General features: G+C 60.0%; 24 protein-coding genes. 17 read left to right on the forward strand and 7 right to left on the reverse strand.

The window, feature by feature from the left end; translation table 11 throughout:
* Positions 1-63: 63 nt before the first annotated feature.
* The 5 genes from AC788_RS17565 to AC788_RS17585 all read left to right on the forward strand — a co-directional run bounded on the left by AC788_RS17565 (position 64) and on the right by AC788_RS17585 (position 5,801).
* Positions 64-1,350, forward strand: a complete 1,287-nt coding sequence (locus AC788_RS17565) for an ABC transporter substrate-binding protein (RefSeq protein WP_049861848.1) — start codon at positions 64-66, stop codon at positions 1,348-1,350.
* A gap of 107 nt (positions 1,351-1,457) precedes the next feature.
* Complete coding sequence (locus AC788_RS17570) at positions 1,458-2,366, forward strand: carbohydrate ABC transporter permease (protein WP_049861849.1); 909 nt, start codon at positions 1,458-1,460, stop codon at positions 2,364-2,366.
* Positions 2,359-3,204 carry a carbohydrate ABC transporter permease gene (locus tag AC788_RS17575; RefSeq protein WP_049861850.1) on the forward strand — a complete coding sequence of 282 codons (846 nt, stop codon included), beginning with the start codon at positions 2,359-2,361 and terminating at the stop codon, positions 3,202-3,204. The genes AC788_RS17570 and AC788_RS17575 overlap by 8 nt, the downstream gene beginning before the upstream one ends.
* A 2-nt stretch (positions 3,205-3,206) precedes the next feature.
* Positions 3,207-4,367, forward strand: a complete 1,161-nt coding sequence (locus AC788_RS17580; RefSeq protein ID WP_049861851.1) for an ABC transporter ATP-binding protein — start codon at positions 3,207-3,209, stop codon at positions 4,365-4,367.
* A 129-nt stretch (positions 4,368-4,496) separates the two neighbouring features.
* Positions 4,497-5,801 carry a carbohydrate porin gene (locus tag AC788_RS17585; RefSeq protein ID WP_376787120.1) on the forward strand — a complete coding sequence of 435 codons (1,305 nt, stop codon included), beginning with the start codon at positions 4,497-4,499 and terminating at the stop codon, positions 5,799-5,801.
* A 161-nt stretch (positions 5,802-5,962) separates the two neighbouring features.
* On the opposite strand, the gene hexR is transcribed toward AC788_RS17585, so the two are convergent.
* On the reverse strand, positions 5,963-6,823 hold the full coding sequence (gene hexR, locus AC788_RS17590) for a DNA-binding transcriptional regulator HexR (protein WP_177327977.1): 861 nt from the start codon (positions 6,821-6,823) through the stop codon (positions 5,963-5,965).
* Between the two features lie 211 nt (positions 6,824-7,034).
* Between hexR and zwf the strand changes: the two genes are divergently transcribed.
* Genes zwf through AC788_RS17605 form a run of 3 tightly spaced genes read left to right on the forward strand, consistent with a single transcriptional unit; the run spans position 7,035 to position 9,887 of the window.
* Positions 7,035-8,504 carry a glucose-6-phosphate dehydrogenase gene (gene zwf, locus AC788_RS17595; protein WP_049861853.1) on the forward strand — a complete coding sequence of 490 codons (1,470 nt, stop codon included), beginning with the start codon at positions 7,035-7,037 and terminating at the stop codon, positions 8,502-8,504.
* On the forward strand, positions 8,491-9,204 hold the full coding sequence (pgl, locus tag AC788_RS17600) for a 6-phosphogluconolactonase (protein WP_049861854.1): 714 nt from the start codon (positions 8,491-8,493) through the stop codon (positions 9,202-9,204). The genes zwf and pgl overlap by 14 nt, the downstream gene beginning before the upstream one ends.
* Entirely contained in the window at positions 9,201-9,887 is a 687-nt protein-coding gene (locus tag AC788_RS17605; protein WP_177327975.1) for a bifunctional 4-hydroxy-2-oxoglutarate aldolase/2-dehydro-3-deoxy-phosphogluconate aldolase, read from the forward strand. The genes pgl and AC788_RS17605 overlap by 4 nt, the downstream gene beginning before the upstream one ends.
* 86 nt (positions 9,888-9,973) lie before the next feature.
* Here AC788_RS17605 and AC788_RS17610 read toward each other — a convergent pair whose 3' ends face one another.
* Positions 9,974-10,216, reverse strand: coding sequence for a DUF3820 family protein (locus AC788_RS17610; RefSeq protein ID WP_049861856.1), 243 nt, complete (start codon positions 10,214-10,216; stop codon positions 9,974-9,976).
* A gap of 232 nt (positions 10,217-10,448) precedes the next feature.
* On the opposite strand from AC788_RS17610, the gene AC788_RS17615 reads away from it, so the two are divergent.
* Positions 10,449-10,907, forward strand: coding sequence for a ferritin-like domain-containing protein (locus AC788_RS17615; RefSeq protein ID WP_049861857.1), 459 nt, complete (start codon positions 10,449-10,451; stop codon positions 10,905-10,907).
* A 57-nt stretch (positions 10,908-10,964) separates the two neighbouring features.
* Here the strand turns inward: AC788_RS17615 and AC788_RS17620 are convergent, their stop codons facing one another.
* Together AC788_RS17620 and AC788_RS17625 are read right to left on the reverse strand one after the other, a co-directional pair.
* Positions 10,965-14,060, reverse strand: a complete 3,096-nt coding sequence (locus AC788_RS17620) for a multidrug efflux RND transporter permease subunit (protein ID WP_049861858.1) — start codon at positions 14,058-14,060, stop codon at positions 10,965-10,967.
* Positions 14,057-15,205, reverse strand: a complete 1,149-nt coding sequence (locus tag AC788_RS17625) for an efflux RND transporter periplasmic adaptor subunit (RefSeq protein WP_049861859.1) — start codon at positions 15,203-15,205, stop codon at positions 14,057-14,059. Before AC788_RS17625 ends, AC788_RS17620 begins: the two co-directional genes overlap by 4 nt.
* A gap of 275 nt (positions 15,206-15,480) precedes the next feature.
* Between AC788_RS17625 and AC788_RS17630 the strand changes: the two genes are divergently transcribed.
* Entirely contained in the window at positions 15,481-15,771 is a 291-nt protein-coding gene (locus tag AC788_RS17630; RefSeq protein WP_152965763.1) for a hypothetical protein, read from the forward strand.
* Between the two features lie 2 nt (positions 15,772-15,773).
* Here the strand turns inward: AC788_RS17630 and AC788_RS17635 are convergent, their stop codons facing one another.
* Positions 15,774-16,088 carry a hypothetical protein gene (locus tag AC788_RS17635; RefSeq protein ID WP_049861861.1) on the reverse strand — a complete coding sequence of 105 codons (315 nt, stop codon included), beginning with the start codon at positions 16,086-16,088 and terminating at the stop codon, positions 15,774-15,776.
* 128 nt (positions 16,089-16,216) lie between these two features.
* Positions 16,217-17,116 carry a chemotaxis protein gene (locus AC788_RS17640; RefSeq protein WP_049861862.1) on the reverse strand — a complete coding sequence of 300 codons (900 nt, stop codon included), beginning with the start codon at positions 17,114-17,116 and terminating at the stop codon, positions 16,217-16,219.
* A 288-nt stretch (positions 17,117-17,404) separates the two neighbouring features.
* On the opposite strand from AC788_RS17640, the gene AC788_RS17645 reads away from it, so the two are divergent.
* The 7 genes from AC788_RS17645 to alaC all read left to right on the forward strand — a co-directional run bounded on the left by AC788_RS17645 (position 17,405) and on the right by alaC (position 24,837).
* The gene (locus AC788_RS17645; RefSeq protein ID WP_049861863.1) at positions 17,405-17,911 is read left to right on the forward strand and encodes a disulfide bond formation protein B; all 507 of its coding nucleotides are present in this window, start codon (positions 17,405-17,407) and stop codon (positions 17,909-17,911) included.
* 573 nt (positions 17,912-18,484) lie between these two features.
* Positions 18,485-19,420 carry a ubiquinol oxidase subunit II gene (cyoA, locus tag AC788_RS17650; protein ID WP_049861864.1) on the forward strand — a complete coding sequence of 312 codons (936 nt, stop codon included), beginning with the start codon at positions 18,485-18,487 and terminating at the stop codon, positions 19,418-19,420.
* 3 nt (positions 19,421-19,423) lie between these two features.
* Positions 19,424-21,439 (forward strand): cytochrome o ubiquinol oxidase subunit I, encoded by a 2,016-nt coding sequence (gene cyoB / locus AC788_RS17655; protein ID WP_049861865.1) that lies wholly within the window; start codon positions 19,424-19,426, stop codon positions 21,437-21,439.
* Between the two features lie 3 nt (positions 21,440-21,442).
* Positions 21,443-22,072: a cytochrome o ubiquinol oxidase subunit III gene (locus AC788_RS17660; protein WP_049861866.1), complete on the forward strand. Its 630-nt coding sequence runs from the start codon at positions 21,443-21,445 to the stop codon at positions 22,070-22,072.
* A complete protein-coding gene (gene cyoD / locus AC788_RS17665; protein ID WP_049861867.1) occupies positions 22,073-22,405 on the forward strand; it encodes a cytochrome o ubiquinol oxidase subunit IV in 333 nt (110 codons plus the stop codon).
* A 10-nt stretch (positions 22,406-22,415) separates the two neighbouring features.
* Positions 22,416-23,303: a heme o synthase gene (gene cyoE, locus AC788_RS17670; protein WP_049861868.1), complete on the forward strand. Its 888-nt coding sequence runs from the start codon at positions 22,416-22,418 to the stop codon at positions 23,301-23,303.
* 325 nt (positions 23,304-23,628) lie between these two features.
* Positions 23,629-24,837, forward strand: coding sequence for an alanine transaminase (gene alaC, locus AC788_RS17675; protein ID WP_049861869.1), 1,209 nt, complete (start codon positions 23,629-23,631; stop codon positions 24,835-24,837).
* Here alaC and AC788_RS17680 read toward each other — a convergent pair.
* Positions 24,834-25,481 carry a DJ-1/PfpI family protein gene (locus tag AC788_RS17680; protein WP_049861870.1) on the reverse strand — a complete coding sequence of 216 codons (648 nt, stop codon included), beginning with the start codon at positions 25,479-25,481 and terminating at the stop codon, positions 24,834-24,836. The genes alaC and AC788_RS17680 overlap by 4 nt on opposite strands.
* Between the last annotated feature and the right edge of the window lie 46 nt (positions 25,482-25,527).

Consider the following 25,527-nt stretch of genomic DNA (forward strand, 5'->3'; position numbering starts at 1 on the left):
TTACACTCTCACGCAACGCAAGCATCAGACTTGCCTCTGCATAACAACAAAAAAGGAAGTCCCATGAACAAGCTCTCTCGCCTCGCCCTCGTCGTTTCCGTCGCCTCCCTGTTCCCGCTCAGTGCCATGGCTGCCGATTCCAAAGGTTCGGTGGAAGTGGTCCATTGGTGGACGTCAGGCGGTGAAAAAGCGGCGGTCGACGTGCTAAAGGCGCAGGTCGAGAAAGATGGCTTCACCTGGAAAGACGGGGCTGTAGCCGGTGGCGGCGGTTCGACTGCCATGACCGTGCTCAAGAGCCGCGCCGTGGCCGGTAACCCGCCTGGTGTAGCCCAGATCAAAGGCCCCGACATCCAGGAATGGGCGTCGACCGGCCTGCTCGACACCGACGTGCTGAAAGACGTCGCCAAGTCGGAAAAGTGGGACAGTCTGCTCGACAAGAAAGTCTCCGATACCGTGAAGTACGACGGTGATTACGTCGCCGTGCCGGTGAATATTCACCGCGTGAACTGGCTGTGGATCAACCCGGAAGTGTTCAAGAAAGCCGGTATCACCAAGAACCCGACCACCCTCGAAGAATTCTACGCCGCGGGCGACAAGCTCAAGGCTGCGGGTTTCATCCCTCTGGCCCATGGTGGTCAGCCTTGGCAGGACAGCACCGTGTTCGAAGCGGTAGTGCTTTCGGTCATGGGTGTCGATGGTTACAAAAAGGCCATGGTCGACCTGGACAACGCCGCGCTGACTGGCCCGGAAATGGTCAAGGCGCTGACCGAGCTGAAGAAAGTCGCGACCTACATGGACGCCGACGGCAAAGGTCAGGACTGGAACCTGGAAGCGGCCAAAGTCATCAACGGCAAGGCCGGCATGCAGATCATGGGTGACTGGGCCAAGTCCGAATGGACCGCCGCCAAGAAAGTCGCTGGCAAGGACTACGAGTGCGTGGCCTTCCCGGGCACCGACAAAGCGTTCACCTACAACATCGACTCGCTGGCCGTGTTCAAGCAGAAGGACGCAGGCACTGCGGCCGGTCAGCAGGACATCGCCAAAGTCGTGCTGGGTGAGAACTTCCAGAAAGTCTTCAGCATCAACAAAGGCTCGATCCCGGTTCGCAACGACATGTTGAACAACATGGAGCAACTGGGTTTCGATTCCTGCGCACAGACCGCTGCCAAGGACTTCCTGGCGGACGCCAAGTCCGGCGGCCTGCAACCGAGCATGGCGCACAACATGGCGACCACGCTGGCCGTGCAAGGCGCGTTCTTCGATGTCGTGACCAACTACATCAACGACCCAAAAGCCGACCCGGCCGACACTGCCAAGAAACTTGGCGCAGCGGTCAAGTCTTCCAAATAAGCCGTAGCGGCAAGTTTCAAGCTGCAAGTCAGAGCACTGCCCTGCTTATCTTGCAGCTTGAAACTTGTAGCTCGTAGCTGCCCTTTTCTTTCTCGATGGATTTCCCCATGAGCTCTGTTGCTGCGTTCAGCAAAGCCTCGCCGTTCGATGCATTGCAACGCTGGCTGCCAAAACTGGTGCTGGCGCCGAGCATGTTCATCGTACTGGTGGGCTTCTATGGCTACATCCTGTGGACGTTCGTGCTGTCGTTCACCACGTCGACGTTCCTGCCGACCTACAAGTGGGCGGGCCTTGCGCAGTATGCGCGCTTGTTCGACAACGACCGCTGGTGGGTCGCGAGCAAGAACCTCGCCGTGTTCGGTGGCATGTTCATCGGCATCACGCTGGTGATCGGTGTGTTGCTGGCGGTGTTCCTTGACCAGCGTATCCGTCGCGAAGGCTTTATCCGCACCATTTACCTGTACCCGATGGCACTGTCGATGATCGTCACCGGTACCGCGTGGAAATGGCTGCTCAACCCAGGCATGGGCCTGGACAAATTGCTGCGTGACTGGGGTTGGGAAGGCTTCCGTCTCGACTGGCTGATCGACCCCGATCGCGTGGTCTACTGCCTTGTGATCGCGGCGGTTTGGCAAGCCTCGGGCTTTATCATGGCGATGTTCCTCGCTGGCCTGCGTGGTGTCGATCAATCGATCATTCGTGCCGCGCAGATCGATGGCGCGAGCATGCCGACGATCTACTGGAAAGTGGTGCTGCCCAGTCTGCGTCCGGTGTTCTTCAGTGCGGTGATGATTCTGGCGCACATCGCGATCAAGAGTTTCGACCTGGTCGCGGCGATGACCGCTGGTGGTCCGGGTTATTCCTCCGACCTGCCGGCGATGTTCATGTATTCCTTCACCTTCAGTCGCGGCCAGATGGGCATGGGCTCGGCCAGTGCGATTCTGATGCTCGGTGCGATCCTCGCGATCATCGTGCCTTACCTGTATTCCGAGCTGAGGACCAAGCGCAATGACTGATCTCGCAGCCAAACCCGCCATCAGCCTGAGTCGCATCGCGATCTATGCAGTGCTGATCCTCGCCGTATTGCTTTATCTGGTGCCGCTGGTGGTCATGTTGCTGACCAGCTTCAAGACTCCGGAAGACATCAGCACCGGCAACCTGCTGAGCTGGCCGACCGTGGTCAGCGGCATCGGCTGGGTCAAGGCCTGGGCCACGGTTGACGGTTACTTCTGGAACTCGATCAAGATCACCGTACCGGCCGTGATCATCTCTACCGCCATCGGGGCACTGAACGGCTACGTGCTGTCGATGTGGCGCTTCCGCGGTTCGCAGTTGTTCTTCGGTCTGCTGTTGTTCGGCTGCTTCCTGCCGTTCCAGACGGTGCTGCTGCCGGCCTCGTTCACGCTCGGCAAGATCGGGCTGGCGAGCACTACCACCGGCCTGGTGCTTATCCACGTGGTTTACGGTCTGGCGTTCACCACGCTGTTTTTCCGTAACTACTACGTGAGCATTCCCGACGCGCTGGTTAAAGCCGCACGTCTGGACGGCGCGGGTTTCTTCACGATTTTCCGCCGCATCATTCTACCGATGTCGACGCCGATCATCATGGTGTGCCTGATCTGGCAATTCACCCAGATCTGGAACGACTTCCTGTTCGGTGTGGTGTTCTCCAGCGGTGATTCGCAACCGATCACGGTGGCGCTGAACAACCTGGTCAACACCAGCACCGGCGCCAAGGAATACAACGTGGACATGGCGGCGGCGATGATCGCCGGTTTGCCGACCCTGCTGGTCTATGTGGTCGCAGGCAAGTATTTCGTGCGCGGGCTGACAGCCGGCGCAGTCAAGGGGTAATCATGGCTACGCTCGAACTTCGCAACGTCAACAAGACCTACGGTCCCGGCCTGCCGGACACGCTGAAGAACATCGAACTGTCGATCAAGGACGGGGAGTTCCTGATCCTCGTCGGCCCGTCGGGGTGCGGCAAGTCGACCCTGATGAACTGCATCGCCGGTCTGGAAAGCATCACCGGCGGCGCGATCATGATTGGTGATCAGGACGTCAGTGGCATGAGCCCGAAGGATCGTGACATCGCCATGGTGTTCCAGTCCTACGCGCTGTACCCGACCATGAGCGTGCGCGAGAACATCGAATTTGGCTTGAAAATCCGCAAGATGCCGCAGTCGGCGATCGATGAAGAAGTCGCGCGCGTGGCCAAGCTGCTGCAGATCGAACACCTGCTCAACCGCAAACCGGGTCAGCTCTCCGGTGGTCAGCAACAGCGTGTGGCGATGGGCCGTGCCCTGGCGCGTCGGCCGAAGATTTATCTGTTCGACGAACCGCTGTCCAACCTCGACGCCAAACTGCGCGTCGAGATGCGCACTGAAATGAAACTGATGCACCAGCGCCTGAAAACCACCACGGTCTACGTGACCCACGACCAGATCGAGGCCATGACCCTGGGCGATAAGGTGGCAGTCATGAAGGATGGGATCATCCAGCAGTTCGGCACGCCACAACAGATCTACAACGATCCGGCCAACCTGTTCGTGGCCAGCTTCATTGGCTCGCCGCCGATGAACTTCATCCCTCTGCGCCTGACGCGTCAGGACGGCCGTCTGGTGGCGTTGCTCGACAGCGGCCAGGCGCGCTGCGAGCTACCGCTGGGTATCACCGACGCAGGGCTGGAAGATCGCGAGATCATCCTCGGTATTCGTCCCGAGCAGATCGCCCTGGCGAGCGAACAGACCACGGGGTTGCCGGTGTTGCGCGCCGAAGTACAGATCACCGAGCCGACCGGGCCGGACACCCTGGTCTTCGTCACGGTGAACCAGACCAAGGTCTGCTGCCGACTGGCGCCGGATGATGCACCGATGCCAGGTGCGACGCTGAACCTGTTGCTGGACCCGAGCAAGGTCCTGCTTTTCGACGCGGCCAGTGGCGAGCGTCTCGGCACAATGCGCTCCGTGGAAGATGCTGCACCCTTGGGCAACGTGACCCAGTTCAAAGGACGCTGAATAGCGACACCGGCAGGCGGCCTGTCGCCTGTCATTGGCAAGACTGTACAACACGTCAATAACAATAAAAGAGGAAGAGGGATGAACAGCAGACTTATCAACAAACCCAGACTGATCGGCCAATTGTCGATGCTTGGCGCCTTGAGTCTGGCCGGTAGCGTACACGCCGCCGGCGCCTTCACCGAAGAGTCGCCGTGGATGACCGGCGATTGGGGTGGAGCGCGTACCGAGTTACTGGAAAAGGGGTACGATTTTTCGCTGGAGTATGTGGGGGAGGTTGGTAGCAACCTGAACGGTGGCTACAACGACGACACCACCGCACGCTACAGCGACCAGTTCGCCCTGGGCGTGAAGATGGACCTGGAAAAGATCCTGGGCTGGAACGACGCCGAGTTCAAGCTGGCCATTACCGAACGTAGCGGTCGCAACATTTCCAACGACCGGATCGGCGATCCGCGTGCCGGGACCTTGAGTTCCTCCCAGGAAGTCTGGGGCAGGGGGCAGACCTGGCGGCTGACGCAGATGTGGTACAAGCAGGGCTATTTCGACAACAAGCTCAACGTCAAGATCGGTCGATTTGGTCCGGGCGAGGAATTCAACAGCTTCCCGTGCGACTTCCAGAACCTGGCCTTCTGCGGTTCGCAGGTCGGCAACTGGGTGGGCAACATCTGGTACAACTGGCCGGTCAGCCAGTGGGCCTTGCGCATCAAGTACAACATCACGCCGGAAGTGTACGCGCAGGTGGGTGTGTTCGAGCAGAACCCTTCGTACCTGGAAACCGGCAACGGCTTCAAGCTCAGCGGTAGCGGCACCAAAGGCATGATCCTGCCGGTCGAACTGGTGTGGACGCCCAAGCTCAACGATCTGCCAGGCGAGTACCGTCTGGGCTATTACTACAGCACGGCCAAGGCCGACGACGTCTATGAGGACGGCAATGGCCAGGCAGCCGCCGTGTCCGGCGCCAGTTACAAGTCCCACAGCAGCAAGCATGGCGCCTGGATCGTGGCACAGCAGCAGTTGACCAGCCATAACGGCAGCGCTGCCCGTGGTCTGAGCATCTTCGCCAACGCCACCGTGCACGACAAGGACACCAACTTCGTCGACAACTACCAGCAGATCGGCCTGACCTACATGGGGCCCTTCGACGCGCGGCCCAAGGACGACATCGGCGTGGGCATCGCCCGTATCCACGTCAACGACGACGTGCGCAAGAATCGTCGCCTGGTCAACGATCTGAACAATGTCGACGACTACGACAACCCCACCTACCTGCCGATCCAAGACACCGAATACAACGCCGAGATCTACTACGGGTTCCACGTCACCAACTGGCTGACCGTGCGGCCCAACGTGCAGTACATCAAGCACCCGGGCGGCGTGAATCAGGTGGACGATGCACTGGTGGCCGGCCTGAAGATTCAGTCCAAGTTCTGATTTGTGGTGTGCTCTTTACGGGTGACTTCGGTCGCCCGTTTTTTTACCCGGTGACGGGCTCACCGTAGGAGCGGTCATCGGCCGCGAAAGCCAGGGCACAGTCCATCTGCTTCACCGCAGCGCACTTTTCGCGGCCACTGGCCGCTCCTGCATATCCGTATTCAGTCCAGCCCATCTCCTGCCGGATAGCGGCTGACATTCAGGCTTTCCTTGATCTTCCTCAGGTGCGGTTGGAAATCCACGCCGCGTCGTAGCGTCATGCCCGTGGCCAGCACATCGAGCACGGTCAGTTGCACGATGCGCGAGGTCATCGGCATGTAAATATCCGTGTCTTCTGGCAGGGGTATGTTCAGACTGACACTGCTGGCCTTGGCCAGGGGCGAGCCCGCGGCGGTCAGGCCCAGCACCGAGGCGCCGTTTTCCCGCGCCAGGCGAGCCACTTCCACCAGTTCGCGGGTGCGCCCAGTGTAGGAAATGATCACGAACAGCTCACCGGTGTGGGCCACCGAGGCCAGCATTCGCTGCATGAGGACATCGGCATGTGCCGACACCGCCAAGTTGAAGCGGAAGAACTTGTGCTGCGCATCGAGCGCCACCGGCGCCGATGCGCCGAGGCCGAAGAAATGGATCTGCCGCGCCTGGATCAGCATGTCCACGGCGCGGCTGACCAAGGCCGGATCGAGTTGCTGGCAGGCGCTGTCCAACGAGGCAATGGCGCTGCCGAAAATCTTCTGGGTGTAGGCTGCAGGATCGTCGTCGGCTTCCACCGCGCGACTGACATAAGCCGCGCCGCTGGCCAGGCTCTGCGCCAGTTGCAGCTTGAGCTCGGGGTAGCCACTGACGCCGAAGGAGCGACAGAAGCGGTTCACCGTCGGCTCGCTGACCTTGGCGGCTTGCGCCAGGGCGGCAATACTGAAGCGGGTTGCCTGCTGCGGATTGAGCAGAATGATCTCGGCCACCTTGCGTTCGGCCTTGTTCAGCTCATCGAGGCGGCTCTGGATCTGTTCCAGAAGATTTCGCACACGGTCCATGGTATGTCCTTGGGTCTACTGCAGCCAGCGAGCATGTCTGGCTAGGCTGTCTTCACGGGTGGCTTATCCTACTGGTGGGCGCAGTGCGCCACCACCCGTATCTGTTTGGAGGGGCAAATGTTGTGGTTATTACTACATTCTGCCTTGAATCGCGCCCTGAAAAAGGGTATTTCTACGTCAACTTGATAGAAGAACAAACATCATGCCCTCAATGACCGCAGGATCATGCACCTTTGCCCTCTTTGGCGCCCTGGGCGACCTGGCATTGCGCAAGCTGTTTCCAGCGCTGTATCAACTCGATCGCGCGCAGTTGCTGCACGCCGATACCCGCATTCTCGCGTTGGCCCGCGAACCCGGTGACGAGGCCCACCACCTGGGTGTCATCGAGGCCGGACTGCGCAAATTCGTTTCCGAGGCGCAGCTGGAGCCTGAACCGCTGCAACGTTTTCTGGCCCGTCTGAGCTACGTGCACGTGGACTTTCTGGACGCCGACACCTACGTCGCGCTGGCCGAGAAAGTCGACGATGCCGAGCAATTGATCGCCTACTTCGCCACGCCGGCTGCCGTGTACGGCGCCATCTGCGAAAACCTGCACAAGGTCGGCCTGACCGAGCGCACCCGCGCCGTGCTGGAAAAACCGATTGGCCACGACCTGGAATCCTCGCGCCGGGTCAACGACGCCGTGGCGCAGTACTTCCCCGAAAACCGGGTCTACCGAATCGACCACTACCTGGGCAAGGAGACGGTGCAGAACCTCATTGCCCTGCGCTTCGCCAACAGCCTGTTCGAAACCCAGTGGAACCAGAACTATATTTCCCATGTGGAAATCACCGTGGCGGAAAAGGTCGGTATCGAAGGCCGTTGGGGGTATTTCGACCAGGCCGGTCAGCTGCGCGACATGATCCAGAACCACCTGTTGCAGCTGCTCTGCCTGATCGCCATGGATCCACCGGCCGATCTGTCCGCCGACAGTATCCGCGACGAGAAAGTGAAGGTTCTCAAGGCGCTCGCGCCGTTCACTGCCGATGGGCTGACCCAGCAAGTGGTCCGGGGTCAGTACATCGCGGGCTATAGCGAAGGCCGGCCCGTGCCGGGGTATCTGGAAGAGGAAAACTCCAACACCCAGAGCGACACCGAAACGTTCGTCGCGCTGCGCGCCGATATTCGCAACTGGCGCTGGGCCGGCGTGCCGTTCTACCTGCGCACCGGCAAGCGCATGCCGCAGAAACTGTCGCAGATCGTCATCCACTTCAAAGAGCCGCCGCATTACATCTTCGCTCCCGAGCAGCGCCTGCAGATCAGCAACAAGCTGATCATCCGCCTGCAACCGGACGAAGGCATATCGCTACGGGTGATGACCAAGGAACAAGGCTTGGACAAGGGCATGCAACTGCGCAGCGGGCCGTTGCAACTGAATTTCTCCGACACCTATCGCAGTGCGCGTATTCCAGATGCGTACGAGCGGTTGCTGCTGGAGGTCATGCAGGGCAATCAGAACCTGTTTGTCCGCAAAGATGAAATCGAATATGCGTGGACATGGTGCGATCAGCTGATCGCCGGCTGGAAGAAGTCCGGCGATGCCCCCAAGCCGTACGCGGCAGGTTCCTGGGGGCCGATGAGCTCGATTGCCCTGATCACACGCGATGGGAGATCCTGGTATGGCGATATCTGATTTACAGTTCCCCGAAGGGGTGAAGGTTCACGACTGCGTGAGCGCTCCCTTGTTGGCTGAAGCCTTGGCCGGCAAGGTGGCCGAACAATTGCGCGAGGCCATCGAGCGTCAGAACGTGGCGACCCTGGTGGTTTCCGGCGGACGCAGTCCGGTGGCGTTCTTCGAATGCCTGGCGCGTCAGAGCCTGGACTGGTCGCGCGTGGTGATTTCCCTGGCCGACGAGCGCTGGGTGCCCATCGAGCATGCCGACAGCAACGCCGGTCTGCTCAAGCGCCACCTGTTGGTCGGCGCGGTGGAGCAGGCTCGTTTCGTCAGCCTGTACCAGACCACTTCCAGCCAGGAGGAGGCCGCTGCAGTGGCCGATGATCTGCTTGGCCAATTGCCGCCGATCGATGTGCTGGTACTGGGCATGGGCGATGACGGGCACACCGCGTCGCTGTTTCCCGACAGCCCCAACCTCGAACAGGCTCTGGCACTGGACAGCGAGCGTCGCTGCTGGCCGATGCTGGCGCCCAGCGTACCCCATCAACGCCTGAGCATGAGCCGCGCGCTGCTGGCCTCGGCCCGCTTCAAGGTGTTGTCGGTACAGGGCGAAAGCAAGTTGAGCACATTGCGCACCGCACTGGCTGGCGACGATGTCGCGCAGATGCCGATCCGCGCCTTCCTGCACTCCGCGTTGGATATCTACTGGTGTCAATGAATCAAGGAACCGCCGCAATGATCACCACCGAACAACAGCAACGCATGGTCGACAAGGTTGCCCAGATCGACGCCCTGGCGGCGCGTGCGCGAATCCTGCCCGTCATCACTATCGCGCGTGAAGAGGACATTCTGCCGCTCGCCGATGCGCTGGCGGCCGGCGGTCTGACCGTGCTGGAAGTGACCCTGCGTTCGGCGCTCGGCCTGAAGGCCATTCAGGTGCTGCGCGAGCAACGCCCCGAACTGCTGGTGGGCGCAGGCACCGTACTGACTCGGGAAATGCTGGCCGCAACCGAGCAGGCCGGCTCTCAGTTCACCGTCACCCCCGGCGTGACCCAGGACATGCTCGAGGCCGGTGTGGAAAGCTCGCTGCCCTTGCTGCCGGGTATCAGCAGCCCGTCCGAATTGATGATGGGTTACGCGCTGGGGTATCGCCGCTTCAAGCTGTTCCCGGCCGAGGTGAGCGGTGGTGTTGCTGCCATCAAGGCGCTGGGCGGACCTTTCCCGGAGGTACGCTTCTGCCCAACCGGCGGCGTGGGTCCAGGCAACATCAACAGCTACATGGCGCAGTCCAACGTGATGTGCGTGGGTGGCTCGTGGATGCTCGACAGCAAATGGATTGAAAACCGCGATTGGGCACGCATTCAGGAGTGCAGCGCGCAAGCACTGGCTCTGCTCGATTGATCAGACTTCGTTAGGCGCTTCATGGCTGTCTTCAGTGCGCTTGGTCGGCGCACTTTTTTTTGCCTGGAACAAAGCTCTCAAGGTGTCTAGCGGCCATCGGCAATGCGCGGCTTGCCATGTTTGGCACGCAGCGGATCGAGCAGGTCGGACAAACCGTTGTGATCGATTTCCTGCATGAGGGCCAGCAGGCCACCCAGCTCTCCCTTGGGAAAACCCTCGCGTGCGAACCAGTTCAGATAATGCCCTGGCAGATCGGCAATCACCCGGCCCTTGTACTTGCCGAAGGGCATTGCAAATGTCACCAGGGACTCGAGTTTTTCGGGGTTCATGGGCAGGTCTTCGCAACGAGTTTCATTTCATGGACAAGCTGACAAAGGTTACATGCATTCTGCACGAGCGCATAATTCGCGATCATGCATAAAGAGGGTAGGGTCGGCGGCTGATTAATCGCAAGCCACTGATCTATAAGACAATAACCAATAACATCGATTTGGCACGAAGCCTGCTCTTGCTCATTCATCCCCAACCCGGTTTCCGATTTTTCTCAGGAATTGAACAAAGATGAATGGTCCCACCAAAAGCGTGATTTCGATTCTCAACAATCTGATCGAAACCTGCAAAGACGGTCAGGAAGGCTTCAAGACGTGCGCCGAAGACATCAAGAATCCCGAGCTCAAGGCGCTGTTCACCAAGCACGCGCACGAATGCGCTGAGGCGGCTGGCGAGTTGCAAGCCGAAGTGATCGCTCTGGGCGGTACCCCTGAAGACTCGACCAGCCTGAGCGGCGACCTGCACCGCCGTTGGGTCGACGTCAAATCGATTTTTACCGGCAAGGATGAAGAAGCGGTCTTGAACGAAGCCGAGCGTGGCGAAGATGTGGCACTCGCGGCCTATAAGGACGCCTTGGCCCAGCCACTGCCTGCCCACGTTCATTCCATCATCGAGCGTCAGCAGCAGGGCGTGCAACGCAATCACGACGAGATCAAGGCGCTGCGCAATATCGCTCGCGCCCATAGCTGAGTAGGTTTGAGCAATAGAAGAACGCCCGCGTATCGGGCGTTTTTTTATGGGTGGTGTTCAGTGGCTGGCAGGCAGTGCGGGTGTCCGCGAACCGTCGGTGCGGTGAAACAGCCGCTCCAGTTGCAGATAGATCACCGGCGTGGTGAACAGCGTCAGCACCTGGCTGATGAGCAGGCCGCCCACCACCGCAATACCCAGCGGCTGGCGCAACTCCGCACCGGCGCCGTAGCCGAACATCAACGGCAACGCACCCAGCAGTGCAGCCAGGGTGGTCATGATGATCGGGCGAAATCGCGTCAGGCAGGCTTTGTGTATCGCTTCACGCGGGGGCAGTCCTTGGATACGTTGCGCCTGCAGGGCGAAGTCGATCATCAGAATGCCGTTCTTCTTGACGATGCCGATCAGCAAGACCAGGCCGATCAAACCCATGATCGAGAAATCTTGTCCCCACAGCCATAGCAGCAACAAGGCACCGAGCCCGGCCGAAGGCAGGGTCGAGATGATCGTCAGGGGGTGGACGAAGCTTTCGTACAGCACGCCCAGGATGATATACACCGCCACCAGCGCGGCCAGAATCAGCCAGGGTTGGCTGGCCAGCGAGCTTTGAAAGGCCTGGGCTGCACCCTGGAAACTGCCGGAGATGGCAGCGGGCATGCCCAGTTCCGCCTCTGTGCGTTCGAGCAACGCCACGGCTTCGCCCAACGCAACGCCTGGCGCCAGATTGAAAGACAGGTTGGCAGCGGGAAACAGACCGTCGTGACTGATCGACAAGGGGCCCTGAGTGGGCGGCTCCACTCGGGCGACGGCCGAGAGCGGTACCATTTCACCACTCAGCGCTGAGCGCAGATAAAAGTACTGCAGGCTCTGGGCCTTGCCGCGCTGATCCGCCTTGAGCTCCAGAATGACCTTGTACTGATTGGTCTCGGTCTGGAATTCGTTGATCTGGCGCTGACCGAACGCATCGTACAGCGCCTGATCGATGTCGCTGGCGGTCAGGCCGAAACGCGCTGCGGCCACGCGATCGATGCTGATCTGCGTCACGCTGCCGCCCAGCTGCAAGTCGTTGGACAGGTCGCGGAATGCCGGATTGGCCCGCAGCCGCTCGGTCAGACGCTGGGTCCACAGGTTCAGGGTGGGCCCGTCATTACTCTTGAGTACGTATTGGTACTGACTACGGCTGGGCCCGGCGCTGAGGTTGATGTCCTGCCCGGCGCGCAGGTACAGCACCACGCCCGGGACCTGCGCCAGTTGCGGCCGCAGGCGGTCGATGAACTCGCTGGCCGACACGTCTCGCTCGCCCTGGTTCTTCAAGCCGATCCAGAACCGTCCGGTGGCAATGGTCTGGTTGCTGCCTGTCACGCCAACAGCGTGGGAATAAGCCCGGACCGCCGGATCTGCGCCGACGATGCGGGCCAGAGCGAGGTGTTTTTCCTGCATGTCCTTATAGGAAATGTCCGCCGCCGCCTCGGTTGTGCCCAGCACGAAACCGGTGTCCTGCACCGGGAAGAACCCTTTCGGGATGAGCACGTAGCCTGCGACTGAAAGGCCCACGGTCACGGCGAACACGGCCAGGGTGACGCGCTGGTGCGCCAGCGCGCGTATCAGCCCCTTGTCATACCAGTCCAGCAGACGCGCACCGAAATCGGCGCGCGTGGCGTGCGCGGGTCGGCGCATGAACAGCGCGCACAAGGTCGGTGCCAGGGTCAGGGAAACCACGACCGAAATCAGAATGGTCGAGGTCGCCGTCAACGCAAACTCCTTGAACAGCCGCCCGACCACGCCCCCCATGAACAGCAGCGGAATGAACGCGGCGATCAGCGAAAAACTGATCGACACCACCGTGAAGCTGATTTCGCTGGCACCCTTTATCGCCGCTTCGCGCATGCCATCGCCGGCTTCCAGATGGCGATGGATGTTCTCCACCACGACGATCGCGTCGTCGACCACGAAGCCGACGCTGATCACGATCGCCACCAGCGTCAGATTGTTCAGGCTGAAACCCATCAGGTACATGGCGGCGAATGTCGCGACCAGAGACACACCCAGCACGCTCGACACGATCAGCGTGGCTGACAGCTGGCGCAGGAACAGGGCCATGACCGCCACGACCAGCAATACGGCGATCAGCAGCGTCAGCTCGACTTCGTGCAGGGAAGCCCGGATGGTCTGGGTGCGGTCGTTGAGCACGGTGACGTCCACGGTCGCCGGCAGCATCTCCTGCAAGCGTGGCATGGCGGTGAGGATGCGGTCGACGGTGTCGACGATATTGGCGCCCGGCTGACGGAAAATCGTTAGGTTCAACCCCGGTTGATCACCGGACCAGGATTGCACGTAGGCATTCTCCGCGCCCTGGATCACCGTGGCGACATCCTTGAGCCGCACCGGCGCACCGTCACGGTAGGCCACCACCAGTTCCGCGTATTCGTCGGCCTCGAACAGTTGATCGTTGGTGGCCAGTGTCGACACGCTGCTGTCGCCGTACAGAGCGCCCTTGGCCAGGTTCAAGCTGGTCTGCTGGATGGCGCCGCGCAGGTCGGCCAAGGTCAGCTCCAACGCAGCCAGGCGCTCGGGAGCCGCCTGCACACGAATCGCCGGGCGTTGCTGGCCGGTGATGTAGATCTGGCCGACGCCCTCGATCTGGCTCAGTTGCCGGGCCAACAGCGTTTCGGTGTAGTCACTCAACACGTGGGTGGGCATCTGCGCCGAGCTCACGCTGAGGATCAGCACCGGGCTGTCACCCGGGTTGACCTTGCGCCAGGTTGGCAGGTTGGGCATGTCCTGCGGCAGACGTCCAGCTGCAGTATTGATTGCCGCCTGGACCTCTTGCGCGGCGGTGTCGATGCTTTTGCTCAGGCTGAATTGCAGGATCAGATTGGTCGATCCCAGTGCGCTGCTGGAGGTCATCTGGGTCATGCCGGGGATGGCGCTGAATTGCACTTCCAAAGGTGTAGCGACCGAAGACGCCATGGTCTGCGGACTGGCGCCGGGCAACTGGGCGTTCACCTGAATGGTCGGGAAATCCGCTTCGGGCAGCGGCGCGATTGCCAGCCGGGTAAAGGCCAGGCCACCGAGCAACACCAGGGCAAAGGTCAGCAGAACGGTGGCCACCGGGTGGTCGATGCACCAGGCGCTGACCGAGCGCCCGGTGCTCATGGCGCGGTCGCTGCGTTGCCCGTCGCCGGCTCGACAAGCTGTACTGGAGCGCCTGGCCTCAATCTTGACTGCCCGTCACTGACCAGCACGTCACCAGCCGCCACGCCTTCTATCAGGCTCTGCGTGGAGTTCTGGTAAAGCACCTGCACCGGAACCTGCTCGACCTTGGCGTCAGTCACACGGTAGACGTAATGGCCGTCGATCCCGCGCTGGACCACTGCCAATGGCACTACCAAGGCATTGCGCTCGACCCCGACCTGCAATCCGACACTCACCAGCTGACCTGGCCACAAAGTGTGTTTGCCGTTATGAAATTCAGCCTTGGCGCGAATGGTACCGGTGTTTGCCGCAATCTGGTTGTCGAGCAGGGTGAGGTGGCCTTCACCGACCTGCGTGCCCGTCTCGGTGTCGCCATTTATGTACGCGCGCACCACTGCTGGCTGCGGCTTGTCCAGCAGCGACTGCAGGGTGGCCAGTTCCTGCTGCGGCAGCGAGAACTCGACAGCGATGGGGTCGATCTGAGTCACCGTGAACAAGCCTTCGGCATCACTGACGCGCAGGAAATTGCCGGGATCCACGCGTCGAATCCCGACCCGACCAGTCACCGGCGAACGAATCTGGGTATAGGACAACTGCACTTGCGCCGCAGCGATGGCGGCCTTGTTGCCTTGCAGGGTTGCGGTGAGCTGGTCGAACAGGGCTTGCTGTTCGTCGAGCACCTGTCGGGAAATACCGTTGTCACGGCTCAGGTCCTTGTAGCGGCGCAGGTTGATGCCTGCCACTTGCAACTGCGCCTGGCTCTGACTGGCTTGCGCTTGAGCTTGAGCCAGGCTGGCGCGAATGGCGCGATCGTCGATGCTGGCGAGCGCATCCCCTTTGTTCACCCATTGGCCTTCTTTCACCGCGACCTGGTCAAGAATACCGTCGACCTGCGCGCGCACGGTCACGCTGTGCAATGAAAGCACCGAACCGATGCCGGTGAGGTAACGCGGAACATCGGCCTGCACCACGCTGACCACGCGCACCGGAACGGCCTGGGCCGATGACGGTTGGGTGGGTGAGGTGCGCTTGAACAGCCATGCCGCGACGACCACGACGACGAGCAGCAGACCTGCCACGAGCAGGGGGCGGATGGCTATGCGCATGCGGATCGGACACCGGCAGGGGGGAAGATAGGGCAGTTTGACCTTAGTCGCGCTGCCTTGCCAAGCCCAGGCCTGTGGGTGGTCGGCCCTAGGCAGCCGACGCCCATGGAGCTATTGCGGTTCGCCTAGGAAAAAATCGCTCAGATCCAGAGGCGTTTAACCGTTAGACCCGTCGGGTTTTTCCTACAAGGTGTGCTGAATAGACCTATGGAACTGCCCAGTTGATCACCAGAGACTTCTTTCCTTACAACAAGTCGATAAATGAAGGAAGGCCAGTGATCGTTATGGACTGTGTGAAGTATGGCAAAGGATTGCTGCTGGCGAGTCTGATCCCCGTGATGCTGGCCTTGCTGTACGTCAGCACGCTGCCGGCGGCGATCAAGTGCTGCGCCTTTCAACTGGCCCTCGCGGTGGGCATGCTGCTGGTGTTATCGACACGCCAGCAATGGATAAGGGTGCTGGTGGTTGTTTCGTTCATGCTCAAGTTCGCAGCGCTGGAAGCACTCGACGAGAAAGCCGGCAGCATGCCGTTTGTCAGCATCCTCTATGCATTCATTCTGCTTTGACGTTATTTGCCCTGTACCGAATCCCACTGAGTGACGAATGCCTTGCGGCTTTGCTTGTGATACAGACACAGCTCGGCGCCAGGCTGATTCTTCATGTGCGCCTGTGGATAACGGCCTTGGATGAGCACTGCGGTGTAACCCACGCGGTCTTCGAATTCGGCAGGCGCGCTGGCCACCCGGGCCTGTTTCAATGTGGTGGCTTTCAAGCAGCTGCTCGCGACGCGTTTGTCGTGTTCCGCCCAGGCTTGGTCGGTCGACGCCATCGCTTGAGTGGTGGCGCCGCCGAGCGCGAGCAAAAGGATCAGGTGGGTTTTCATGGTCAGGGAGCCTCAGCGGTGTAAACGGGCACCCATTATGCCTGGGTACCTTCCATCCATGTCCCGTTCATCCAGGTACCGCTGACCTCACGGCGTTGATGCTCAGGTACCTTTGTGCCGCAGCGGGCTCAGCGCGCCTGTTCGGCGACGAAACGCGCTGCGGTGATCAGGCAACCAGTCAGTTCGGGGGAGGAGAATTTCGTCAGCACGGCATTGGCGCCGGCCAGCCGAGCCTTCTCGCTGTTCATCGTACTGTCCAGCGAGGTGTGCAGCAGAACGTACAGATCCTTGAAGTCCGGTGTTTCTCGCAAAGTGCGGGTCAGCGCGTAGCCGTCCATTTCCGACATCTCGATATCCGATACCAGCACATTGATCTGCGCCTCGGTGCCCTGCAGTTCCAGCAGGCAGTCGATCGCCTCGCGGGCGCTGCGCGCCGTCCGACATTCGATGCCCAGGGTGCGCAAGGTGATGAGCGACTGCTGCAACGCCACGTGGCTGTCGTCCACGACCAGGATGTTGGCGTTGGCCAGGCAGCGGGCATCGGCGTCGCTCAAGCGCTGGGGTTCGCCCTGCAGGCGCGCCGGGGCAATGCCGTGGATGACTTTCTCGATGTCCAGTACCTGCACCAGCGCACCGTCCACCTGGGTCACCCCGGTAATGAACGACTTGGTGCCAGAACCGTAGGGTGGCGGACGGATATCGGTGCTCAGGCAATGCACTATGCGACTGACGGCCTGAACGTGCAGGCCCTGCTTGGAGCGACTGACGTCCGTGACGATCAGGCACCCGCCGGACGGATCGAGCAAGGGTTGCTCACCGATCGCTCGGCTCAGGTCGATGACGGACAACGCCTGGCCCCGCAGGGTTGCCACCCCTTTGACGTGGGGATGTGCTTCGGGGAGTCGGGTCAGGGCAGGGCAGGGGATGATCTCGCTGACCTTGAGCAGGTTGATGGCCATCAACTTGCCGCTGCGCAACGTGAACAACAGCAAGGAAAGGGAGTCTGCGCGGGCGTTCTGGGTTGCCATGTGAACCTTCTTGATGGAGCCGATGCGGGGCGGCGAACGACCCGCCCAAGGAGTGCGTTGCCTATGTATCGACTCGACACGCACAGGCTTTAACGAGATCGTCGTGCTGGCTGCCACGCCTGGCTTAACGTCGGTTTAATCACGCGCGCCATACTGTGTGCGGGTTGGAAGAAATTTCTGGTTACACCGTATTTCCAGAGTTTTCCTACAGTCCTCTTGGCAACCCAGCGTGTAGACTGGCGCCCATCTAAAAACCTGCCCGTTCTGACCTGTAAAGGGAAAGCTGCAATGAATGAAGTCAACCTGCGCCTGAACCGCGAGCGACGTTTCCTGGTATTGCTGGGCGTGATCTGCCTGGCCTTGATCGGTGGGGCGCTGTACATGCAGATCGTGTTGGGCGAGGCACCTTGCCCATTGTGCATCCTGCAACGCTATGCCTTGCTTTTCATTGCCCTGTTCGCCTTCATCGGCGCGGCGATGCGCGGCCGTACCGGTGTGACGGTATGCGAAGGGTTGGTGGTGCTTAGCGCCGTGGGCGGCATTGCGGCGGCCGGGCGTCATGCATGGGTATTGGCCAATCCCTCGGTCAGTTGCGGCCTCGACACGCTGCAACCGATCGTCGACGGGTTGCCCCTGGCCGATCTGATGCCCAGCGTATTTCAGGTTCAGGGTTTCTGCTCCACACCTTATCCGCCGGTGCTCGGCCTGTCGCTGGCGCAGTGGGCGCTGGTGGCTTTTGTGATGACGGCTATTCTTGTACCCGTAGGCATCTATCGCAATCGAACACGCGCCTGATGGCGCCAAGGGTATAGGCCTCGTCATTATTCGTGCCGGAAGTCGATTCCGCCTTCGGCGTGTAACGGCGAAGATGCGACAACCTGTCGTCGGCGATTTCGCGAAAGCCCCTAAAATACGGGCCTTCGCAAGGGTTTTCAGGGGTGCGACATCGTGTCGCAAGGCTTTGAAAGTGCGTCGGATTGTTGCATAATTTGGAAATACCTGTTGCTGGATTAGTCGTAGTCAATGGGTAAAGGGCTCACTACAATCGCGGAAATTTCAGCAGGTCAGTGCCTCAAAAAGGGCAGGTCGGTGGCGCTTTTGCACCATTGGCAGGCACTTTTCATACCGTTGGTACGGCTTGGCTGAACCCTTGAGTGGTCCGTGCACTCAAGGGAAAGAGTCTGCAATCCTCTGGGTTGCACAAGTCATGACAGCTGCACCGTTCCAGACCGGTCTTGTCACCCCGCAGCAACTGCGAGCCTGGCATGTCCGTATTCAATCCCGATATAAATGCTGGCGCTTGGCAGGTTGAAGTGTTGGCTACCAAAACACAATTGCATTGAAGCAAGCTGCTCTAGAGGTCGTGAGATGAGTAAAAAGCGTTACCCCAGACTGTTTGGCATACTGCCCTTTTTAGGCATGCTTTTTCTCGGCGGGTGCAAGTGGACCCTGATCGACTCGAAAGGGCAGGTGGGCATCGACGAACGCAACCTGATCTACATCGCCACCGGGCTGATGTTGCTGGTGGTGATCCCGGTCATCGTCATGGCGCTCGCGTTCGCCTGGAAGTACCGTGCCTCCAACAAGGAAGCCACCTACACGCCTGAATGGGCGCACTCCACCAAGATCGAACTGGTGGTGTGGGGCATCCCGCTGCTGATCATCATCGCGCTGGGCTACGTGACCTACGTGTCGACTCATCACCTGGATCCGTACCGTCCGCTGGATTCCGAGCACAAGCCGGTCACCATCCAGGTCGTTGCGATGGACTGGAAATGGTTGTTCATCTATCCGGAACAAGGCATTGCCACGGTCAACAAGATCGTCTTCCCGGCCAACGTACCGGTCAACTTCCGCATCACCTCCGACTCGGTCATGAACTCGTTCTTCATTCCGCAGCTGGGCGGCCAGATCTACGCAATGGCCGGCATGCAGACGCAGTTGCACCTGATCGCCAATGAAAACGGCGAGTTCGACGGCATCTCCGCGAACTACAGCGGTGCAGGCTTCACCGGCATGAAATTCAAAGCAGTCGCTACGACCCAGGCTGATTTCGATGCATGGGTCAGTGAAGTGAAGAGCGCGCCTAAGCAGCTCGATGCAGCTACCTACGAAGCGCTGGCCAAACCTAGCGAGAAAAATCCGGTCGAGCTGTATTCCTCGTACGTCCCGAACCTGTTCCAGACCATCATCGACAAGTATGAAGGCATGAACCCAGGTAAAGGCGTCAGCCACGAGGGGAAGCAAGCCTCGAACGAAGGGATGGACATGGGCAAGAATTCAGCTGCTGGGGCAGAGGAGTAAAAGATGTTCGGTAAACTTAGTCTGGAAGCGGTGCCCTTCCACGAGCCGATAGTGATGGTGACACTCGCCGTCGTTGCGCTGCTCGGGGCGGTAGTGTTCGGTCTGATCACCTACTACAAGAAGTGGACGTACCTGTGGACCGAGTGGTTCACGTCGGTCGACCACAAGAAAATCGGCGTGATGTACATCGCCGTTGCCATGGTCATGCTGCTGCGCGGCTTTGCCGACGCCATCATGATGCGCTCGCAGCTTGCGGTCGCCACGGGCGGTTCCACCGGCTTCCTGCCACCGGAACACTATGACCAGATCTTCACCGCTCACGGTGTGATCATGATCATCTTCATGGCCATGCCATTCATGATCGGCCTGATGAACATTGTCGTGCCGCTGCAGATCGGCGCTCGCGACGTGGCTTTCCCGTTCCTGAACTCGGTCAGCTTCTGGCTGTTCGTGGTCGGCGTGCTGTTGGTCAACATCTCTCTGGGTGTCGGCGAGTTCGCCAAGACCGGCTGGGTGGCGTATCCACCGTTGGCGGGGCTGCAATACAGTCCGGGGGTAGGTGTCGACTACTACATCTGGGCACTGCAGATATCCGGCTTGGGTACCTTGCTCACAGGCGTCAACTTCATCGTCACCATCCTGAAGATGCGCGCGCCTGGCATGACGCTGATGAAAATGCCGGTGTTTACCTGGAACTGCCTGTGCACCGCGGTCCTGATCGCAGCTTCGTTCCCGATCCTCACCGCTGTTCTGTTCATGCTGACCCTTGACCGCTACTTGGGCTTCCACTTCTTCACCAACGAGCTTGGTGGGAACCCGATGATGTACGTCAACCTGTTCTGGGCCTGGGGTCACCCTGAGGTTTACATCCTGATCCTGCCGGCCTTCGGTGTGTTCTCGGAAGTAACCTCGACGTTCTGTAAAAAGCGTCTGTTCGGCTACGTCTCCTTGGTATGGGCAACGATCGCCATTACCGTGCTGTCGTTCGTGGTCTGGCTGCACCACTTTTTCACCATGGGTTCGGGGGCCAACGTCAACGCCTTCTTCGGCATCATGACAATGGTCATCGCGATTCCGACCGGTGTGAAGATCTTTACCTGGCTGTTCACCATGTACCGTGGCCGCATCGAGTTCACCTCTCCGATGTTGTGGACCATCGGTTTCATCGTGACCTTCAGCATCGGCGGCATGACCGGCGTACTGCTGGCGGTACCGGGTGCTGACTTCGTGCTGCACAACAGCCTGTTCCTGATCGCTCACTTCCACAACGTGATCATCGGTGGTGCGGTATTCGGTTACCTGGCCGGCTTCGCCTTCTGGTTCCCGAAAGCGTTTGGCTTCAAGCTCAACGAGCGTCTGGGCAAGTACTCGTTCTGGTGCTGGCTGGTCGGTTTCTACCTGGCGTTCATGCCGTTGTACGTGCTGGGCTTCATGGGCATGACCCGTCGCCTGAACCACACCGACAACCCAGAGTGGACGCCTTGGCTGTACGTGGCTTTCGTCGGTGCACTGTTCGTCGCCGCCGGTATCTTCTTCCAGCTGCTGCAACTCTATGTATCGATCCGCGATCGTCACAAGAATCAGGACGTTTCGGGCGACCCATGGGATGGCCGTACCCTGGAGTGGTCGACTTCGTCGCCACCACCGTTCTACAACTTCGCCGAGCAGCCAGTGGTTTCCGACCTGGACGCTTACTGGGGCATGAAAGAGCGTGGTGAAGCCACTGCCAACGCCGCGGACTACAAGCAGATTCACATGCCGCGCAACACTGGTATGGGTGTGCTGATGTCGTTCTTCGGTCTGATCCTGGGCTTCGCCGCCATCTGGCACATCTGGTGGGCGGCTGCGATCGGCCTGGCCGGCATGGTCATCACCCTGATCGTGCGCAGCTATGACGACGACATCGACTACTACGTACCGGCTGAAGAAGTCGCTCGTATCGAAGGTGAACGCATGGCTCGCCTGGCAAACGCTGCACGAGTTGATTCTCGTCTGAACTCCACGGTGGAGAAGGCTTAAACAATGTCTAACGCAACCTTAAACGCGGAAGTGGCTCACCAACACGAGCACGGTCACGACGATCACGATCATCACGATTCCGGGGGCATGACTGTCTTTGGTTTCTGGATCTACCTGATGACCGACTGCATCCTGTTCGCGTCGATCTTCGCCGCCTACGCAGTACTGGTTAACAACGTCGCCGGTGGCCCGTCGGGCCACGACATCTTCGAGCTGCCCTTCGTGGCAGCCGAGACTGCACTGCTGCTGTTCAGCTCCATCACGTATGGCTTCGCCATGCTGGCGCTGCACAGCAACGACAAAAGCGGCGTGATGAAGTGGTTGTTCGTCACGTTCCTGCTGGGTGCAGGCTTCATCGCGATGGAGATCTACGAGTTCCACAAGCTGATCGAAGAGGGCTTCGGCCCGCAGCGCAGCGGCTTCCTGACCGGGTTCTTCACCCTGGTCGGAACCCACGGCCTGCACGTGACCAGCGGCTTGATCTGGATGGCGGTGCTGATCGCCCAGATCAAATCCAAAGGCCTGACCGCAACCAACAACACGCGCATGAGCTGCCTGAGCCTGTTCTGGCACTTCCTGGACGTGGTCTGGATCTGCGTGTTCACCGTCGTCTATCTGATGGGAGCTCTGTAAATGGCAAACCCTCATACCACTTCGGCCGGTAGCAGCCACGGTAGCTACAAGTCGTACATGATCGGTTTCGTGCTGTCGGTCATCCTGACCGCGATTCCGTTCGGTCTGGTGATGTTCCCGACGCTGTCCAAGGAAGCCACGCTGTGGATCGTGCTGATCTTCGCGGTGGTCCAGGTGCTGGTTCACCTAGTTTACTTCCTGCACCTGGACCGCACGTCCGAACAGCGCTGGAACGTGATCGCCTTCGTCTTCTCGGCGTTGATCATCGCGTTCCTGGTCGGTCTGTCGCTGTGGATCATGTTCAGCATCCATCACTTCATGATGGCGAAGTAAGGAACCCGGCATGTCCGTTAAGCACTTTATCCAAATCACCAAACCGGGGATCATTTTCGGTAACGTGCTTTCCGTGGCAGGTGGGTTCTTCCTGGCCTCTCAAGGGCATGTCGACATTGGGCTGTTCCTGGCCACAGTGATCGGTACATCGCTGGTGGTGGCATCGGGCTGTGCATTCAACAACTGCATCGACCGCGACATCGACGTGAAGATGGAACGCACCAAGAACCGCGCATTGGTCCAGGGGCAGATTTCGGTGAAGGTCGCATTGATCTTCGCCACACTGCTCGGGGTCGCCGGGATGGTCATGCTGTACGCATTGGCCAACCCTCTGGCGGCGTTGTGCGGTCTGATCGGCTTCGTGATCTATGTAGGGTTCTATAGCCTCTACCTGAAGCGCAAGTCGGTGCATGGTACGTTGGTCGGCAGTCTGTCCGGTGCCATGCCTCCGGTGATCGGTTACGTGGCAGTCAGCAACAGCTTCGATCTGGCGGCGTTGACGTTGCTGGTGATGTTCAGCCTGTGGCAGATGCCTCATTCGTATGCCATCGCGATCTTCCGCTTCAATGATTATCTGGCAGCTTCGATTCCAGTGTTGCCGGTGAAGCGCGGAATCGTGGTGGCCAAGAAGCACATCCTGCTCTACATCTTGGCTTTCCTGCTGGCGACGCTGATGCTGACTCTGGGTGGCTATGCCGGGATGAGCTATCTGGCGGTGGCGGCGGCCATGGGCATGTACTGGTTGTATATGGCTTGGACGGGCTACAAGGCGGTTGATGATCGAGTCTGGGCGCGCAAGCTGTTCGTGTTCTCGATCTTCACCATCACTGCCTTGAGCGTGATGATGTCGCTGGATTTCAAGGTGCCCAGTGAGTTGCTGCTGACTTACGCGCACTGATTTTGCTGCAGCGATAAAAAAGCCCCGGGATCGAATAGATCCGGGGCTTTTTTTTGGGCAGAGGTTGGGTCCGTGGTGCGGCCTTCGCGGGCAGAGCCCGCTCCCACAGGGACTTTCGTGGAACCGGGCTCTGCCCGCAAGGGCCGTACCCCAGACCCGGCCCTCATCTGTGGGAGCGGGGCGGGCGGCGAGCCCTCTGCCCGCGAAGGGCGCACCTCATATTCCGCTTTACAGCCCCGCATCGGCCCGATTATCGTTCGACCTGGCCACCGCAGTGGCCAACGTCGCTCGGACGGTTCCGGGCGCTTACGTCTCCGAGGAAATCATGGCCGAACCTGTTCGCCCGCGCCGCTTTGCGCGCATCGATCGTCTCCCCCCTTATGTGTTCAACATCACTGCCGAATTGAAGATGGCTGCGCGCCGGCGCGGCGAAGACATCATCGACCTGAGCATGGGTAATCCCGACGGCGCCACGCCGCCCCACATCGTCGACAAACTGGTGACCGTTGCCCAGCGCGAAGACACCCACGGCTACTCCACTTCCCGCGGCATTCCACGGCTGCGTCGGGCGATCTCGCGCTGGTACAAAGACCGCTATCAGGTCGATATCGACCCTGAAGACGAAGCCATCGTCACCATTGGTTCGAAGGAGGGCCTGGCCCACCTGATGCTGGCGACCCTCGACCAGGGCGATACCGTTCTGGTGCCCAACCCCAGCTACCCTATTCACATCTACGGTGCAGTGATCGCCGGTGCCCAGGTACGCTCGGTGCCGCTGGTGCCCGGTGTGGATTTCTTCAACGAGCTGGAACGGGCGATCCGCGAGTCCATTCCCAAGCCGAAGATGATGATCCTGGGCTTTCCTTCCAACCCGACCGCGCAATGCGTGGAACTGGATTTCTTCGAGCGGGTGGTAGCACTCGCCAAGCGCTACGACGTTTTGGTGGTGCACGACCTGGCCTACGCCGACATCGTCTACGACGGCTGGAAGGCGCCTTCGATCATGCAGGTACCGGGCGCCAAGGACATCGCCGTCGAGTTCTTCACGCTGTCCAAAAGTTACAACATGGCAGGATGGCGAATCGGCTTCATGGTCGGCAATCCTGAGCTGGTCAACGCTCTGGCCCGGATCAAGAGCTATCACGACTACGGCACGTTCACACCCCTGCAGGTGGCGGCCATCGCCGCACTCGAAGGCGATCAGCAGTGTGTGAAAGACATCGCCGAACAGTACCGCCAGCGTCGCAACGTGCTGGTCAAAGGTCTTCACGAGCTGGGTTGGATGGTGGAAACCCCCAAGGCTTCGATGTACGTCTGGGCGAAGATTCCCGAGGACTACGCCCATCTTGGTTCGCTCGAATTCGCCAAGAAGCTGTTGGCCGAAGCCAAGGTCTGCGTCTCGCCTGGCATCGGGTTCGGTGACTATGGCGATGATCACGTGCGCTTTGCCCTGATCGAAAACCAGGATCGCATACGCCAGGCCGTACGTGGCATCCGCCAGATGTTCCGGGCCGACAAGGCGGATCGTTCCTAGCCTGGCAGGTCGCGCCAGTCGTACTGCATCTGGCGGGCGGTGATCCGCGCTGCATCATCGCCCAGCAGCCGCGCCACCAGATGCAGGCTCATGTCGATACCGGCGGAAATCCCGGCACTGGTGACCAGGCTGCCGGCATCGACATAGGGCACATTTTCCTGCACGTCCAGGTCCGGGTAGCCTTCACGGAGTTCCTGGATGTCGGCCCAATGGGTGGTCACGCTGTGTCCCTGGAGCAGGCCCGCCTTCGCCAGAATCAACGCCCCGCTGCACACCGACGTCAGCAAGCCGGTCCTCGACGCCATTCGGCGTATCCAGTCCAGAGTGTCCGGGTCGTTCACAGGCTGGTCGATCACACCTCCTGGCACAATCAGAACGTCGCAGGGCAGTTCGTCATCGAACTGTGCGTCGGGTTGCACCCGCAGATCGTAGCGCGCAGCAAGCAATCCGCGATTGGCGGCGACGGTGCTGACCAGGAACGGTGAATGCGCGCTCAGGCCGTCGCGCAAGGCTATGCGAGTGGCGACACTGAACACCTCATAAGGTCCGGCGAAGTCAAGGATCTCGATACCGGGATACAGCAGGATGACCACGTGCAGAGGACGGTCGAAAATCTGCAACTCGGGAGGCAGGGCGTTGGGCATAGGTTCACTCCAGTCTGGAGCAGGCATGATCGGTCTGGATTGTCTG

The sequence above is a fragment of the Pseudomonas sp. RIT-PI-a genome (assembly GCF_001187875.1).
Classification (GTDB): domain Bacteria; phylum Pseudomonadota; class Gammaproteobacteria; order Pseudomonadales; family Pseudomonadaceae; genus Aquipseudomonas; species Aquipseudomonas coleopterorum.